Source organism: Chryseobacterium sp. 7 (genome assembly GCF_003663845.1).
Taxonomy (GTDB): Bacteria; Bacteroidota; Bacteroidia; order Flavobacteriales; family Weeksellaceae; genus Chryseobacterium.
The window spans coordinates 4393073-4408650 of sequence record NZ_RCCA01000001.1 but is presented as its reverse complement, the minus strand read 5'-3'; the positions used below and the strand labels follow the sequence as shown (position 1 = coordinate 4408650).

The 15578-nt window shown below is 35.9% G+C and carries 15 protein-coding genes; 3 read left to right on the top strand and 12 right to left on the bottom strand.

Annotated elements, in window-relative coordinates:
• Positions 1–25: 25 nt before the first annotated feature.
• A complete protein-coding gene (locus tag CLU97_RS20205) occupies positions 26–337 on the top strand; it encodes a hypothetical protein (RefSeq protein ID WP_121489519.1) in 312 nt (103 codons plus the stop codon).
• A 35-nt stretch (positions 338–372) separates the two neighbouring features.
• On the opposite strand, the gene CLU97_RS20200 is transcribed toward CLU97_RS20205, so the two are convergent.
• The 9 genes from CLU97_RS20200 to CLU97_RS20160 all read right to left on the bottom strand — a co-directional run bounded on the left by CLU97_RS20200 (position 373) and on the right by CLU97_RS20160 (position 9032).
• Positions 373–984, bottom strand: a complete 612-nt coding sequence (locus CLU97_RS20200) for an outer membrane beta-barrel protein (RefSeq protein WP_121489518.1) — start codon at positions 982–984, stop codon at positions 373–375.
• The gene (locus tag CLU97_RS20195) at positions 968–1783 is read right to left on the bottom strand and encodes an ABC transporter ATP-binding protein (RefSeq protein ID WP_121489517.1); all 816 of its coding nucleotides are present in this window, start codon (positions 1781–1783) and stop codon (positions 968–970) included. The genes CLU97_RS20200 and CLU97_RS20195 overlap by 17 nt, the downstream gene beginning before the upstream one ends.
• Positions 1783–2535, bottom strand: coding sequence for an MlaE family ABC transporter permease (locus tag CLU97_RS20190; protein ID WP_121489516.1), 753 nt, complete (start codon positions 2533–2535; stop codon positions 1783–1785). The genes CLU97_RS20195 and CLU97_RS20190 overlap by 1 nt, the downstream gene beginning before the upstream one ends.
• 74 nt (positions 2536–2609) lie before the next feature.
• Positions 2610–3980: an exopolysaccharide biosynthesis polyprenyl glycosylphosphotransferase gene (locus CLU97_RS20185; protein ID WP_121489515.1), complete on the bottom strand. Its 1371-nt coding sequence runs from the start codon at positions 3978–3980 to the stop codon at positions 2610–2612.
• A gap of 42 nt (positions 3981–4022) precedes the next feature.
• Positions 4023–4652 (bottom strand): 7-carboxy-7-deazaguanine synthase QueE, encoded by a 630-nt coding sequence (locus CLU97_RS20180; protein WP_105703506.1) that lies wholly within the window; start codon positions 4650–4652, stop codon positions 4023–4025.
• Between the two features lie 7 nt (positions 4653–4659).
• On the bottom strand, positions 4660–5544 hold the full coding sequence (locus tag CLU97_RS20175; RefSeq protein WP_121489514.1) for a bifunctional 5,10-methylenetetrahydrofolate dehydrogenase/5,10-methenyltetrahydrofolate cyclohydrolase: 885 nt from the start codon (positions 5542–5544) through the stop codon (positions 4660–4662).
• A 47-nt stretch (positions 5545–5591) separates the two neighbouring features.
• Positions 5592–7232: a glucose-6-phosphate isomerase gene (gene pgi / locus CLU97_RS20170; RefSeq protein WP_121489513.1), complete on the bottom strand. Its 1641-nt coding sequence runs from the start codon at positions 7230–7232 to the stop codon at positions 5592–5594.
• Positions 7233–7439: 207 nt separating this feature from the next.
• The gene (locus tag CLU97_RS20165) at positions 7440–7964 is read right to left on the bottom strand and encodes a hypothetical protein (protein ID WP_121489512.1); all 525 of its coding nucleotides are present in this window, start codon (positions 7962–7964) and stop codon (positions 7440–7442) included.
• A 156-nt stretch (positions 7965–8120) separates the two neighbouring features.
• Positions 8121–9032: a DUF4349 domain-containing protein gene (locus CLU97_RS20160; RefSeq protein ID WP_121489511.1), complete on the bottom strand. Its 912-nt coding sequence runs from the start codon at positions 9030–9032 to the stop codon at positions 8121–8123.
• A 208-nt stretch (positions 9033–9240) separates the two neighbouring features.
• On the opposite strand from CLU97_RS20160, the gene CLU97_RS20155 reads away from it, so the two are divergent.
• Positions 9241–10599, top strand: coding sequence for an acyl-CoA dehydrogenase family protein (locus tag CLU97_RS20155; protein WP_121489510.1), 1359 nt, complete (start codon positions 9241–9243; stop codon positions 10597–10599).
• A 112-nt stretch (positions 10600–10711) separates the two neighbouring features.
• Here the strand turns inward: CLU97_RS20155 and CLU97_RS20150 are convergent, their stop codons facing one another.
• Positions 10712–11089 (bottom strand): DoxX family protein, encoded by a 378-nt coding sequence (locus tag CLU97_RS20150; RefSeq protein WP_121489509.1) that lies wholly within the window; start codon positions 11087–11089, stop codon positions 10712–10714.
• 153 nt (positions 11090–11242) lie between these two features.
• Between CLU97_RS20150 and CLU97_RS20145 the strand changes: the two genes are divergently transcribed.
• Entirely contained in the window at positions 11243–11497 is a 255-nt protein-coding gene (locus CLU97_RS20145) for a bacteriocin-like protein (protein WP_121489508.1), read from the top strand.
• Between the two features lie 115 nt (positions 11498–11612).
• Here CLU97_RS20145 and CLU97_RS20140 read toward each other — a convergent pair whose 3' ends face one another.
• Positions 11613–12725 carry an AI-2E family transporter gene (locus tag CLU97_RS20140; protein ID WP_121489507.1) on the bottom strand — a complete coding sequence of 371 codons (1113 nt, stop codon included), beginning with the start codon at positions 12723–12725 and terminating at the stop codon, positions 11613–11615.
• 204 nt (positions 12726–12929) lie between these two features.
• On the bottom strand, positions 12930–15335 hold the full coding sequence (lon, locus tag CLU97_RS20135; RefSeq protein WP_121489506.1) for an endopeptidase La: 2406 nt from the start codon (positions 15333–15335) through the stop codon (positions 12930–12932).
• Positions 15336–15578: the final 243 nt, after the last annotated feature.

The following is a 15578-nucleotide window of genomic DNA, read 5'->3' as shown; positions in this document are numbered from 1 at the left end:
TTATATAACCACCTAACACAATATTATGAAGAGTTTATCAATTACCGGACTTATACTTTTAGCTGTTTCTGCATTACTATTCTATCTTACAACTGATTTTACCGTTGAGAAAATTACAATGTCTCATATTATGGGTATGATGGCAGGTGTCGGGATAGGACTTATCATTGGAGGAATGGTAGGATATGTAAGCAAAGGAAGCGCAATGAAGGCAGACCAGAAGAAAAAAGAATTCAAACAGCTGCAGAAAGATAAAGAAGAGCTTGAAAAACAGGCTGCAGAAATTGCAAAACGACAGGCTGAGCTTGAAGAACAAAATAAAAACCCTCAAATTTAAATTTGAGGGTTTAAGTTGTTATTTTCAATAATTCATTAGAATTTATATCCTAAACCTACCATAAACAGATTAGGTCTGTTATCATATCTGATTTCCGAACCAGAAACTTTGTTGATGAAATTTCTTTCGTCTTTACTGAAAGCGCCTTCATATCTTGCATTGACAAGAAACTTTTTGATTTCCAGCTGAGCACCAAACTGATATCCTACTGTAAAATTATTCTTAGCATTTTCCTTGAAATCGTTGTAAGTATTGTCTTTGTTTAGGTTGAAACTTCCTACAGGTCCTACAAAAACTCCCAGCATATTTCCTAAAAGGTTATATCCTAAAAGAACAGGAACATCTATACGGTTGCTTTTAACATCAAAAGTCGTATTCTCTGTAGTGAACTCGTTTTTGAAATGAGTATAATAGATCTCCGGCATCACAAACAATGAAGTAGGAAGCCCCACTTTTAATGAAAGTCCCACGTTGAAACCTACATTATTTTTACCCTTTCCATCAATAGCATCATTTACTGTTCCTTTAATATTGGACCATGAAGGTGAGCCTGTCGGGAAAATTAAATTGGCTTTACCTGCCAGTGAAATCTGTGCAGAAGCCCACATTGAAAATCCTAATAACGCTATACTAAGTGCCTTTTTCATTATCGTCTATTTTTGTATTTGTAGTTTCAATCGTTTTATTATTCTCAAGTAAATATTCTCTCAGCTCTTTAAACAGTTCTGAAGAATAAACGAAATCAATCAGATTTTTATTGCCTGCAGTAATCAGAATGTCTTTGTTACCTTCCCATTCTTTAATTCCCAGTCGCAGGTATACAATTTTCTCACCAATCGTCATTACAGAGTTCATATCGTGTGTGTTGATGATGGTAGTTGTATTATATTCTTTTGTGATTTCGTAAAGAAGATCATCAATAATCTTAGAGGTGTAAGGATCCAGCCCGGAATTCGGCTCGTCACAGAACAGATACTTAGGATTGTTTACAATAGCCCTCGCAATGGCAACCCTTTTCTGCATACCTCCTGAAATTTCTGAAGGATATTTTCTTTCAGCTTTATCAAGATGTACTCTACCTATTACTTCAAAAACTCTTTTCTTTTTTTCTCTGTAAGTAAGATTGGTAAACATGTCGAGAGGGAACATGATATTTTCTTCCACAGTTAAGGAATCAAATAGTGCACTTCCCTGGAATACCGTTCCGATTTCTGAACGAAGATGTTGTTTTTCTTCCCGGTTCATCGTATTTACATCTCTTCCATCAAACAGGATTTCTCCTGATGAAGGCATATAAACATTCAATAAACTTTTTAAAAAAACTGTTTTTCCGGAACCACTCTGCCCAATGATTAAGTTTACTTTTCCTTTATCAAATGAAGTTGAAATTCCCTTAAGTACTTCAACATCTCCAAAACTTTTCTTAAGATCTTTTACCTCAATCATTAGCTTAATATTAATTGGGTTAAAATTAATTCAGAGATAATAATGAACACCATGGTCCATACTACGGCCTGTGTACTGGCTCTACCTACTTCCAGCGATCCTCCTTTTACATTGTATCCGAAATAAGACGGTACAGTAGCAATGATAAAAGCAAAGACGATTGTTTTGGTAAATGCATAGTAAATAAATAAATTAGGCATATACATTTGAATCCCCACAATATAGTCGTTTTCTGTCCAGTTTCCTGTTAAAATCCCGGCAATATACCCTCCGCCAATACCAAATACAATACTGATGGCAATAAGAAGAGGATTAAAAAGCATACAGGCGATAATTTTTGGAAATATCAGGAAATTGGGTGAGTTGACTCCCATGATATCCAATGCATCGATCTGTTCCGAAACCCTCATTGTTCCAATACTGGATGCAATATAGGAACCTACCTTACCTGCCAGAATCAAACTGATAATGGTGGGGGCAAATTCCAATACAAGAACCGCTTTCGTAGCATATCCTACAAATGAAGGGGGAATGGGAAAGGAAGAAGCATCAAAGTTATTGAACATCTGAATGGCGACTACAGCCCCCACAAAGATAGAAGTGAAGACTACAAGTCCGAAAGAATTTACTCCCAAATCATTAATTTCTCTCATAAACAGCTTCCAGAACACTCTCATTTTCTGAGGTTTCTGCAGGGATTTCCCTAAGAGGATCATATATTCCCCTATGGCTGTGAAAAACTTTTTTAACATACTGCTAAATTAGACTTTTTTATTGAATTGGGCTAGAGTCAGGTAGAAGACTAAAGCCTGGTTTTGTGTTAAAATTATTTGGCATTTTTGTCTCCGCCTATAACAAGCAAAACGGTTTTCAAAATAATAACCAGATCCAGTACAAAGCTCCAGTTTCTTACATAGAATGCATCTGCCAGAACTCTTTTTTTCATTTCTACTTCCACATCACCGAAGTCACCACGCAATCCGTTTACCTGTGCTAATCCTGTGATGCCAGGGCTTGCCATACTTCTTAAGCTATATCTTCCGATTTTTGGTTTATAATAATTATCTACGGAAAGCATATGAGGACGTGGCCCTACTACAGACATTTCTCCTTTCAATACGTTAATGAATTGCGGAAGCTCATCAAGGCTGGTTTTTCTTAAGAATTTGCCTACTTTGGTAATTCTGGAATCATTTACTGATGTGGTTTTCGTGGTAGACTCATCATTCACAACCATTGTTCTGAATTTTAAACAATGGAACACTTCTTCATGGAAGCCATATCTTTTCTGAAGGAAAAATACAGGCCCTTTGGAGGTGGTCTTGATTAAAATGGCAATAATCGGGAATACCCATGAGCAGATAAAAACCAATATAATAACAGAAAAGAAAATATCAAACGTCCTTTTCATCAGGAAATTAGAATAATAATCTAACGAATATCTTGCCTGGTTAAGTACCGGCTGGGTTTGTATATAGCCAAGATCATACAGGAAAAAATCGCTTTGTGTGATACTTGGAATCAGTGAAATATGGATCTTATTGTCTTCTGCCAATTTGAAAATCTCATTTTCAAGCCTCTCATCATATGAATTTTCCATGGATAGGAATAAAGTATGAATCCCGTTTTTCTTCCAGAAGGCAACAAGTTCATTAATGTTAATGAAAGAGCTATCGTATTCAAATATCCTGTATCCATAATCTTTACGATCTAAGAATATATTCTTCAGAATCTCAGTAGACTGTTGGTCTCCTAAAAACATTACATTTCTGTAATTGGCTCCAAGTGATCGTAAATATTTGATTGCGAAATAGATCAGTGATTTTTCCAGAAAAATAAAAATAAACAGATACAGCGAAAGCCAATAGATATCCGAATTGAAAAAAACATTGTTACTTACCTTTCCTATAAGCAGTACGCCAAGTATAAAAAAGAGGAAATGGATTAAAAGGCGTTCAAGAAACAGCGTATAAGTAAGGTTCCTCGGAATATTGTAGATTTTTGTCCTACCGCTTAGAAGCACCCAGAACAAAAACAACAGAATCAGAGAAAAAATATTCTGATACCAGGTTTCTTTATCATATTTTAAACCTTCGTTTCTGCTTATAAAAAAGAATATGAAGATAGATGCAATAACCATGAGGTCAAGCAACATAATGATCGATTTCAGGTATCTAGAGTATCGAATTCTCTGCATCTATCAGTGTTCTAACGGTAAGACCAGCTAATTTACGTTTTTTTACGGGATATTCAGATATTTATGAGTCTGAACGGAAGCCTGCCATTCCGGATGTGCAAGAATGAAATCTGTGATCTGAGGATACATATTATCCCTCTTGCTCCATTCGCTTTGAAGATAAAGCTTGCAGTTTTCAGAAACTTTTGCTGCCTGTTCCTGTGCAAAAGTAAAGTCATGCTGATTGAAGATAATCACTTTAAGCTCATGGGCTTTTTGATAAATTTCTTCTTTAGGCAGTCCTGTTTTCTTTGGTGAAAGGGTGATCCAGTCTAATTGTCCGCTCATAGGATAGGCTCCTGAAGTTTCAATATGTACGGTACATCCAAGCTCCTTCAGTCTTGAAGTCAGGATGTCTAGGTTCCACATCAAAGGTTCACCTCCTGTTAGAACGATTGTTTTACAATGTTTTGCAGCCATTTCTGCAATTTCTACTGTATTCATTAGAGGATGGAGTTCGGGATCCCAGCTTTCTTTTACATCACACCAGTGACAGCCTACATCACACCCTCCCAGCCTGATAAAATAAGCGGCTTTTCCGGTGTGTGCTCCTTCTCCCTGTAAAGTGTAAAAATGCTCCATTACAGGGAGCATTTTACCTTCTTTTAATAAAATATCTTCTTCTTTATTCATTTTAAAATTAGTCGTTATAGACCGAAGTTTTGTAAGCAATGATGGTGTTTTTCATCAACATTGCTCTTGTCATTGGTCCTACTCCTCCAGGTACGGGGGTAATCCAGCTTGCTTTTTCTGCACAGCTGTCAAAATCTACGTCACCTGCAAGGTAATATCCTTTTGGAGAGTCATTATCTACTCTTGTAATACCCACGTCTACGATTACTGCTCCTGCTTTAATCATATCTCCTTTTAAGAAATGAGGATCTCCTAAAGCAGTAATTACAATATCTGCTTTTCTCGTATATTCTTCGATGTCTTTCGTGTATGAGTGCGTAAGGGTAACGGTAGAGTTTCCAGGGAAATCTTTTCTTCCCATCAGGATGCTCATTGGTCTTCCTACAATTTTACTTCTTCCGATGATTACACAGTCTTTTCCTTTGGTTTCAATATTATATCTTTCTAATAATGTTAAAATACCGAAAGGAGTTGCCGGTAAGAAAGTATCCATCTCAAGAGCCATTTTTCCGAAGTTTTCAGGGTGGAAACCATCCACATCTTTTCTTGGATCAATAGCATTGATGATTTTTTCCTGATCAATCTGGTCTGGTAAAGGCAGCTGAACGATAAATCCATCTACTGCTTTAGACTTATTAAGCTCATCAATTTTTTCCAATAATTCAGATTCTGAAACCGTGCTTGGGAATTTGATCAAGCTTGATTGAAATCCTACTTCCTCACAGTCTTTCACTTTAGCATTTACATAAGCCTTGCTAGCTCCATTGTTTCCTACAAGAATAGCTACCAAATGCGGAGCTCTTCTTTTGCTTGCGAGAATCTTTTCTACTTCAACCTTGATCTCTGCTTTAATTTCCTTGGATACTTTAAGTCCGTCAAGAATTTCTGCCATTTTTACTTTTTTACTTTATAGATTTACTTTTACTTTCTTTTTACTTACTATTTATTTTCTTTATAGTAATTAATCAATCCATTAGTAGAACTGTCATGAGAGCTTATTGCCTCACTGTTCTCCAATTCAGGAAGGATTTTATTGGCTAATACTTTTCCTAATTCCACTCCAAACTGGTCAAAGCTGAAAATATTCCAGATTACTCCCTGAACAAAAATTTTGTGTTCATATAAAGCAATTAGCTGACCTAATGAAAAAGGAGTTAATTCTTTGAATAATATTGAGTTAGTTGGTGTGTTTCCGTGGAAGACTTTGAAGTTAAGTAATCGGTCAATTTCCTCATCAGATTTACCGGAATTTCTAAGTTCCTCTTCCACTTCTTCTTCCAGCTTTCCGAAGGCAAGCGCTTCAGTCTGAGCAAAAAAGTTCGCTAATAATTTATCCTGGTGATCCGAAACTTTGTTTGGACTCTTTGTATAGGCAATAAAGTCTGCCGGGATCAATTCTGTTCCCTGGTGGATCAATTGATAGAATGCGTGCTGACCATTTGTCCCGGGCTCTCCCCAAATAATAGGTCCTGTTTCATATTCTACAAATTCTCCGTTTCTGTCTACGCATTTTCCGTTACTTTCCATATCTCCCTGCTGAAGATAAGCTGCAAATCTGTCCAGATATTGAGAATAAGGCAAGATTGCGTAAGTAGTAGCCGCATAGAAATTACGGTACCAGATTCCCAAAAGTCCCATTAATACAGGAATATTTTCCGAAAAATCTGCGGTCTGGAAATGCTGATCTGTATCAAAAGCTCCTTTTAGAAGCTGTTCAAAGTTTTCATATCCTACAGAAAGAACAATACTTAGTCCGATAGCACTCCAAAGAGAGTATCTTCCGCCTACCCAGTCCCAGAACTCGAAAATATTTTCTTCTGCAATTCCAAACTTCTTAACTTCTTCAATATTAGTAGATAAGGCAACAAAATGTTTTGCTACATCTTCCTGTTTTCCTGCTTTCAGGAACCAGTCTTTAGCTGAATTGGCATTCGTCATTGTTTCCTGAGTGGTAAATGTCTTGGAAGCAATGATGAATAAAGTAGTTTCGGGATTTAAATTCTTCACTACTTCTGCGATATGATTTCCGTCCACATTGGACACAAAGTGAGCGTTTAATCTTGTTTTAAAATGCTTTAAAGCAGAACAAACCATTACAGGACCCAAATCTGATCCTCCAATTCCGATGTTCACTACATCCGTAATTTCTTTTCCACTGAAACCTTTGTGCACTCCTGAAATCACTTTTTCAGAAAAGGACTTCATATGCTCAAGAACTCTTTTGATCTGTGGCTTGATGTTTTCTCCGTCCACAAGGATCTCACGGTCAGAAAAATCTCTTAATGCAGTGTGTAGCACAGCTCTTCCTTCTGTTTCATTGATTTTATCTCCGGAAAACATTTTAGAAATAGCATCTTTTAGCTGGCTTTCCTCAGCCAATTGTAGTAAAAGATCCTTTGTTCTGGAATCAATTAAGTTTTTAGAATAATCAAAAAGGTAGTTGTCCTTTTGAATGGAAAACTCTTTAAAACGGTTCGGATTATATTGAAAAAGGGTTCTAAGATCAAAATCGTTTCCCCCGAAGTGTTCGTCAAGTGCTTTCCAGCTGTTAGTTTGTGTTGGATTTATTTTTGATAGCATATTACAGAATTTTTATCTTTCAGAAAATGATGGATCGGATTAAAAATAACTGACAATCCATAATCATTTATTTCTGATTTGCAAATTTACGGAAAAATAAAACCTCAGATAAATTTGAAGACGATAAATAACATTTTTTTAAAAAACAAAACCCCAGAGTTCATCTGAGGTTGTATAAAAAGTGTTTTGTGATGAGAATTTGAGAGCTTATTCGTCCATTTCATTCAGAATATTTTCCAGTTGTTTGGCACTTTTTCCATAGATGTATTTTGTCCAGAGAACAATACTTATTATCACACCCAGAGTTCCAATAAGCACAGTGATGATTAATCCCAGTTGTTGAGGAAATGTTAGTTCTGTTAATGATTTTCCATGTTTTTCCATCATATTATAAATCGCCAGTCCTATTGTTACTAAAAAGTGAGGAAGTAATAAGAACCCAAAAGACTGATATCGCTCCATATTCAGGCGCAGTTCATGGTAGATCTTCCAAAGGCTGTTTTTGGTGTTTCCTGTATAAAGTTCCGTCTGCTTGTAAAATTTATAGAATCCGAACAGGTAATAAGATGATACTACTACCAATAAAGCATAAGATATATAATAAATGGTATGCTGTGAAGGTGAAACTTCCCAAAGCAGGCTGTTATCTTTTATGTTTTTGCTTTGAGCATTTGCTGTTAGAGAATTCAGTGATAATAACACTGCGAATCCAAGTTGTATTAAATTTTTCATAGTATTACTTTTTTTTGATTTTCTATCCTTTTAAACAGTAGGTAAAGTAGGAGTTGCAATCGTTACAGTTTTTTTTCAAAAAATAAAAACCTCCCGAAAAACGGGAGGCTGTAAAATCTAAAATTATGATGATAACCAATTGGTTAGGATAGCTTTTTATTCCTGGATTTTTGAATGTTCAGGTTTTAAAATTTTTCTTTTTCTTAAAAAATAGATGATTATTGCAGCAATTAATACAAGGGGCCATACATTGATGAGAGCTACTATAATTCTCTGAATCAGATAGAAGCCGTACACAAATCCATCTTTAGCATCATAGATGAAATTGTATTTATATTTATTGTCAATGCTTGTTGTATTGGTAACAGCAATTTCTGCAATACGCAATTGAGGTTCTTTGATGTAGATATCTATGGTGCTGTATTTCAGGTTATCTGTCATGTTTATGCTGGAAAGTTTTTGAAGATTTCCTTCAGACATGTTCTCATCGTCCAGCTTTACTTTATCTTTATTTGTTTTCAGTTTATTGATATTATCAGAAGTTTTTTGATTTCTTTTTCCTTCCAGTTCAGAATATTTGATGTTAGCTGTTACATCTTCCGCATTGATAGATCTTGAATTAAGAAATAATTTGTTCGTATTGATAGCTGTTAATAATTCCCCAAGCTTTTCCGTAGGAATACGTACCTGCATTCTGTTCTCTGTCTGATATTTTTTTACCAGCATTGCTTCTTCATTAGAAGTGTTATAAGTGTTTTCAGAAACCACGTTGCTTTGAAGATTGCTGTTGGTCACAAATCCTCCAAGATCCTGTACAGATTTTTCAATGGCAATAGTTGCATTATATACATCTTTTACTTCCATATTCACATCCGCAGTTTTGATGAACTGTTTGTCTTTTACTTTCATATCTGCAACGGAGGAGATGCTATCTGATAGAATCACTGCTGCAGAGTCTGTTGCAGCATAAGCTTCAAGTTCTTTAGAGGAGACTTCTCCCTTTTTACATGAATAAATTCCTAATAAAAGAACAGCAGATAGAGATAATGTAATGTAAGTAGTTTTCATAGCGTTTATTTTTGTTGTTTTCCTGAAGTCAAAGTTCAGTCAGGATCTTTTGTAACGCTTGAAAATCAAAAGTAAAAAGCTTGTAAATAAAATATGATCTTTTAATTTGTTGAAATTGAGTATTTTGTAAAACGGGTTTGACCTGTGAGCTTTGCTTTCGGAGCAATTTTTGCATATCTTTTACAAACCAAAACTACAATCTATCACTATGTCAAATACTTTTTCCAAAATCAGAAACGCAATAGGATTATTCACATCCATAAATTTCGATCAGTTAAGTGCTATTTCTCAAAAAGTAGACCTGCCCAAACTGATGCATAATTTTTCAAAACTGGATGATAAACAGCTTACCGGGCTTATGAAAATGCTTGATCCCGAAAAGAAAAAAAAGGAACTTCCCCCTATTGACGGAGACTTCTATGATATCTACCATACTCTGACCCCTGAACAACGGGAAATTCAGCTTAAAGTAAGAGCATTCATGGAAAAAGAAGTAAAGCCTCTGGTCAATCACTACTGGCTCAGGGACGAATTCCCTTTTGAACTGATCCCGAAATTCCAGAAACTGGATATTTGCGGTGTTACTTATGAAGGGTATGGCTGTCCTGGAATGCCTTTCCTGATGGAAGGGGTTATTGCGATGGAAATGGCAAGAATAGATGCTTCCATTGCTACTTTCTTTGGAGTGCAATCCGGACTTGCAATGGGTTCTATTTATATCTGTGGATCAGAAGAGCAGAAGCAGAAATGGCTTCCACAAATGCAGAAATTTGAAAAAATAGGGGCTTTTGGTCTTACCGAGCCGGAAGTAGGCTCAGGAGCTGCAGGCGGACTTACCGTTACCTGTAAAAAAACACAGGAAGGCTGGGTTCTTAACGGTCAGAAAAAATGGATTGGGAATGCAACATTTGCTGATTTAATAATTATCTGGGCAAGAGATCTGGATAGTGGAGAAGTGAAAGGATTTATTGTAGAAAAAGATAATCCTGGATATTCTGTAGAAAAGATCAAAGGAAAAATGGCTTTAAGAATTGTCCAGAATGGATTAATTACCTTGAAAGACTGTCTTGTAACTGAAGAAAACCGTTTGCAGAATGCCAACTCCTTTAAAGATACAGGAAAAGTACTGAGAATGACCAGAGCAGGAGTAGCATGGATGGCTACAGGCTGCGCACGTGGAGCTTACGAAAGTGCTCTGGATTATACCCGAAAAAGAGAACAGTTTGGAAGGCCTATTGCTTCATTCCAGATGATTCAGGGGCATTTGGTAGAAATGCTGTCCAACCTTACTGCCATGCAAACAATGGTTTTCAGATTGTCTGAAATGCAGGATGAAGGAATTTTAAAAGATGAGCATGCTTCTTTAGCTAAGGTTTTCTGTACTCTCAGAACAAGAGATATTGTTTCCAGAGCAAGAGAAGTACTGGGAGGAAACGGAATTCTGCTGGAGTACGATGTAGCCAGATTTGTTGCTGATGCAGAAGCTATTTATTCTTACGAAGGAACAAAAGAAATAAACTCGCTCATCGTAGGAAGATCGATTACAGGTTTCAGCGCTTTTGTATAGAAGAGGTAGAAGGTAGTAGATGATAGGTTATAGGTCATAGTGTATTAACAACCATAAATTTTAATGGAACACTATAAAACCTGCAACCTATCATCTATAAACTAAAATAGCCTTACGACACTAAATGTTTGTATTTTTCCTTGTTGTCAATAATCATCCAAAGATTAATCAGGAACATCACTCCGGCAATGCCCATTCCCATTGGAGATTTGTCCATAGTGAATACGTGTGTCACAATTCCTACCATCACAGGTAAAATAACAATGGCTCCCAACGCTCTTGTTTTTGGAAAGATGAATAATAATCCGCCAATGACTTCTACAATCCCTACTAAAGGCATCAGCCAGCTGATTTCTCCGAAAGCTGCGAAAAGTTTCATCTGCTCAGGAGTCGGTTTTTCCATAGGCATATAGTTGAAGAACTTGTTTAATCCGGCGTTAATAAACATAAGTCCGAAAAGTAGACATACAATGAATTTTATTACTTTCATGATTGATGATTTTATATCAAATGTAAAATAAAATTGGGATTTATGTGCGAAGTTTTTATAGAAAATAAACAATTAGTGTTAATGATCGGTTAATGTTAGTTTTTGGATAATTTTATTCTTTATATTTGATTTGCAAATTAAACTAATAATATTATGTTGAAAAATCTTAAAAAATTAAACCGTACAGATCTAAGAGAAATTCAAGGAGGCGGAGGTGTTGGGAAATGTGATATTGGACCCATTGGCTGTCCATGTAAAATTCCACCAGATGATCCTTGCTTAGGAGGAGGTGGCGGTGGAGGAACCACACCAACGCCGGATTATGGATACTGCCCGGATAGTCAAACTTATATCCTGTGCACAGAAACCTGTCCGAATGGAATGAGTCCTTTGTGCGCTCTTCCATAAATAAAATAAAAAAAGACTGTCTTTAAAAAGGCAGTCTTTTTTATTTAAAGTTTAAGATTTAAACATTCAAGATTAGGAGTAAGTCAATTATTACTCATTACCTATTACTCATATTTTAGTCCATTTCCTTCAGCGTAATATTCTTGGAAATCTTATAGCTTTTCTTCTTCTTGTTAGGTTTCTGCTCTTCCCCGAGCAATCTTCCCCAAGGTTTCAGATCTTCCACTCTTTCACAAATAATTTTTATAATCGCAATGGCCGGAATACACAGGAACATTCCTGCAATTCCCCATAGATGTTCCCCTAAAAGAATCCCGATAAAGGAAAATAAAGCATTGATCTTCACTTTTGAGCCTACCACAAATGGCAATACAATATTACCATCTACAGCATGAATGGCAATATATCCCAACGCAACATAAATACAAGTGGACGGAGTAGAAGTAGCAAATGCTATAAAACAGGAAATTAAAAGAGAAATAAAAATTCCCAGATACGGAATAACGTTTAATAATCCCGTTAAAACTCCTAAAAGAATAGCATATTTTACCCCTAAAATGGTAAGAAGAGTTGAAGTAAGGATAGATACGATAACCACCTGAAGAAACAGACCGAAGATATATTTCTTGGTCATCATTCTGATCTCATTTACTGCTTCCTGTACACTGGCTTTATGTCTTTCGTTGAAAACGGTAACGATGAAATTATTTAAAAGCCTTCTGTAATTTAAAATAAAGATAAAAAACAGGATGAAAAACACAATAAATCCAAATCCTGTTGAAAAAATCCCGAACGTAAAACCTAAAATCATTCCTGAAGAAGACAAAAGTTTATTCAGTCCCTGGTTGATATAATCTACCTGTTCATCCACTTTTACATTAAAGGTTTTAGAAACCCAATGCTGCAAACCATTGAAAACCGTTGTAAACTGTTCCTTAAGGTGAGGAAGATCCTTACTGAAATCAGAGAGCTGATGGGTAAAGAAATAAATAATACCCCCTAAAATAATCAGCATAATAAATACGGAAGTCATTGTAGACATGGATCTTGGGAATCTTAATCTTCGTTCCATAAAAGTGGCAGCCGGCAAAAACAGCATAGCCATCAGGAAAGCAAGAAAAAACGGAGCTAAAATAGTCTGTCCTAATGCCAAAAGATAGCCAAGACCAATAATGGAAATCACCACAAGCGTAAGCTTGACAAGGAAAGGAAGTCTAAGAAAATTCATAATCTAAAAATATGCGGTGTGGAATAAAAATAAGAAAACCCTTCTGAATTGAAAAATTTTTATTCAATCCTTCGGAATTATCTTGTATTCAGCAAATTTTATTCCACCTGATAAGAAAAGCTAAGCTTTTTGTAATAAAACAGAAACACGCCCTGAATATCAGAACGTGTTTCCTTATTGAGAAGTTAATATGTTGTAAGTTTTTTATTTTTCAATGGCTATATCAATTACCTCTTCCATTCTGTTTACGTAGTGTACTTTAAGATCTTTTAAATAATCTTTTTTTATTTCCTCTACGTCTTTTCTGTTAGCTTCACAAAGGATTACATCTTTAATTCCTGCTCTTGTTGCCGCAAGAAGTTTTTCTTTAATCCCCCCTACAGGAAGTACTTTTCCTCTTAAAGTAATTTCTCCCGTCATCGCAAGGTGAGGTTTTATCTTCTTGTTTTTGAAAGAAGAAACCATAGATGTAAGCATTGCAATACCCGCAGATGGGCCGTCTTTAGGAGTTGCCCCTTCAGGAACGTGAACGTGAATATTTTTCTTGTCAAGTTCTTCCTGAGGAATTCCCAGCTCATCATGCTTGGCTTTAATATATTCAAGAGCAATAGTAGCGGATTCTTTCATTACCGTTCCAAGGTTTCCGGTCATGGTTAAAGAACCTTTTCCATTGCTTAGGATACTTTCAATATAAAGAATATCTCCACCTACACTTGTCCACGCAAGACCTGTTACCACACCCGGAACTCCGGTGATTTCAGATAAGCTTTTCGGTCTTGGAACTCCAAGAATTTCATCAACTTTTTCCACAGAGATTTTTGGATCATATTCTTTTACCAAAGCAGTTTGAAGCGCTACCCATCTTGCAACGGCAGCAATTCTTTTCTCCAGTGTTCTTACACCGCTTTCTGAAGTGTGTGCTTCTACAATATGCTTAAGTTCTGCATTTCCAAGTTTGAATGATTTGGCATCTAAGCCATTTTCTTCCTGTTGCTTCTTGATTAAATGTCTTTTGGCAATCTCAATTTTTTCCTCCAAAGTATAACCCGCAATCTGAATAATCTCCGTTCTATCTAAAAGAGGAGTCTGTATTGTTGAAAGAGAGTTAGCCGTAGCAATGAACATTACTTTTGAAAGGTCGTAACCCATCTCAAGGAAGTTGTCATAAAAAGACTTATTTTGTTCAGGGTCAAGAACTTCTAATAATGCTGAGCTTGGATCCCCATGTAGACCTTGTCCTATTTTATCAATCTCATCAAGAACGATTACCGGATTTGAAGTGCCTGATTTTTTAATCGACTGCAAAATTCGCCCTGCCATAGCTCCGATATACGTTTTTCTATGTCCGCGGATTTCGCTCTCATCATGAAGACCACCCAATGATAATCTTACATATTTTCTTCCTAAAGCATCTGCAATAGACTTTCCTAAAGATGTTTTACCAACTCCCGGAGGTCCTACCAATAACAGAATAGGAGATTTCATGTTGTTTTTTAATTTTAAAACAGCCATGTGCTCCAGAATTCTTTTTTTGATATCTTCCAATCCGAAGTGAGCCTTATCAAGCACTTTTTCCGCCTTAGCGATATCAAAAATATCTTTTGTATACGTTTCCCAAGGAAGATCCGTAAAGAAATCCAGATAATTTCTCTGTACATTATAATCCGGAGAATTAGGATTCTGGCGTTGAAGTCTGCCAATTTCCTTCTGGAAATGTTCTTCTACTTCCTTACTCCATTTTTTAGCCTTAGCTTTTGCTATCAGATCTTCAACATCACTCTCAGGTCCGCCTCCCAGTTCTTCCTGAATGGTTCTGATCTGCTGATTCAGAAAATACTCTCTCTGTTGTTTGTCAAGATCTTTGGAAGTTTTCTGATGAATCTGATTTCTCAGTTCCAGTTTTCTGAAATCCTCATGCATCATTTCATAGCATTGATTGGCTCTTATCATCAGACTTTTCTCTTCAAGAAGCTTTTGCTTTGCAATAGAAGAAAAATTAGCATTTGTACAGATGAAATTCAGGAGATCATCATTATTGTTAATATTTTTGATCGCAAAATTTGCGGCATTAGGAATATTAGGATCCAGTTCAATAATTTTTAAAGCAAGATCCTTGATGTTTTCCAGCAAAGCTTCATACTCATCCTGATTTTTAGGACGTGTATCTTTTAATTTTGAAATTTCTGCTTTGAAATAAGGTTGTTTATCAACGATTTTTTTGATCTTAAATCGGTGAAAACCTTTAGTGATAGCCGTAATATTGCCTTCCGGAAGCTTAATGATCTTAATGATCTTTGCCAGGGTTCCGGTAGAATAAATGTCTTTTTCGGAAGGTTGTTCCAGATCCGAATTTTTCTGGCTTACAATTCCAATAAAATCACCGTTTTTCTGCGCTTCCTCAAGAAGCTGTATAGAGGTTTTTCTTCCTGCAGTAATAGGAATTACCACATTCGGGAACATAACCATATTTCTTACGGGAAGTATCGGGAATATTTTCTGTTCGGAATTTTTATCAGTCTCTGCGAAGTCGGAAAGATTGATTTCTTCAGCTACGATATCAAATCCATCGCTGATCATTTCTTCTAAACTAATATCTTCAAATTCTGTCATAGTCAATCGAATGACAAATTGTCATTTTCGTTTTTTATCGTTAAAAGGATTTTTTATAATATGCGCTGAAAACGTGTGGCATATTATAATATTCTAAAAATGCACAATACTTATGCCATTTGTTTTTTACTTAAAAATACGGTCAAAATTTCCTTTTTTAGATAATCTTTGCATTAAAAATCAAAATAAAGCAGTTCTGTTTCTGTAATTTCTTAAAAATGTGTATTTTCGCAAACTGATAAA

Excerpts from the sequence above, each read along its gene's own strand:
- CLU97_RS20155 (WP_121489510.1), top strand. The coding sequence starts at position 9,241 with ATGTCAAATACTTTTTCCAAAATCAGAAACGCAATAGGATTATTCACA.
- CLU97_RS20180 (WP_105703506.1), bottom strand. The coding sequence starts at position 4,652 with ATGAATAAAGAAGAAGATATTTTATTAAAAGAAGGTAAAATGCTCCCT.
- CLU97_RS20145 (WP_121489508.1), top strand. The coding sequence starts at position 11,243 with ATGTTGAAAAATCTTAAAAAATTAAACCGTACAGATCTAAGAGAAATT.
- CLU97_RS20185 (WP_121489515.1), bottom strand. The coding sequence starts at position 3,980 with ATGCAGAGAATTCGATACTCTAGATACCTGAAATCGATCATTATGTTG.
- CLU97_RS20160 (WP_121489511.1), bottom strand. The coding sequence starts at position 9,032 with ATGAAAACTACTTACATTACATTATCTCTATCTGCTGTTCTTTTATTA.
- CLU97_RS20175 (WP_121489514.1), bottom strand. The coding sequence starts at position 5,544 with ATGGCAGAAATTCTTGACGGACTTAAAGTATCCAAGGAAATTAAAGCA.
- CLU97_RS20140 (WP_121489507.1), bottom strand. The coding sequence starts at position 12,725 with ATGAATTTTCTTAGACTTCCTTTCCTTGTCAAGCTTACGCTTGTGGTG.
- CLU97_RS20150 (WP_121489509.1), bottom strand. The coding sequence starts at position 11,089 with ATGAAAGTAATAAAATTCATTGTATGTCTACTTTTCGGACTTATGTTT.
- pgi (WP_121489513.1), bottom strand. The coding sequence starts at position 7,232 with ATGCTATCAAAAATAAATCCAACACAAACTAACAGCTGGAAAGCACTT.
- CLU97_RS20165 (WP_121489512.1), bottom strand. The coding sequence starts at position 7,964 with ATGAAAAATTTAATACAACTTGGATTCGCAGTGTTATTATCACTGAAT.
- CLU97_RS20205 (WP_121489519.1), top strand. The coding sequence starts at position 26 with ATGAAGAGTTTATCAATTACCGGACTTATACTTTTAGCTGTTTCTGCA.
- CLU97_RS20200 (WP_121489518.1), bottom strand. The coding sequence starts at position 984 with ATGAAAAAGGCACTTAGTATAGCGTTATTAGGATTTTCAATGTGGGCT.
- CLU97_RS20195 (WP_121489517.1), bottom strand. The coding sequence starts at position 1,783 with ATGATTGAGGTAAAAGATCTTAAGAAAAGTTTTGGAGATGTTGAAGTA.
- lon (WP_121489506.1), bottom strand. The coding sequence starts at position 15,335 with ATGACAGAATTTGAAGATATTAGTTTAGAAGAAATGATCAGCGATGGA.
- CLU97_RS20190 (WP_121489516.1), bottom strand. The coding sequence starts at position 2,535 with ATGTTAAAAAAGTTTTTCACAGCCATAGGGGAATATATGATCCTCTTA.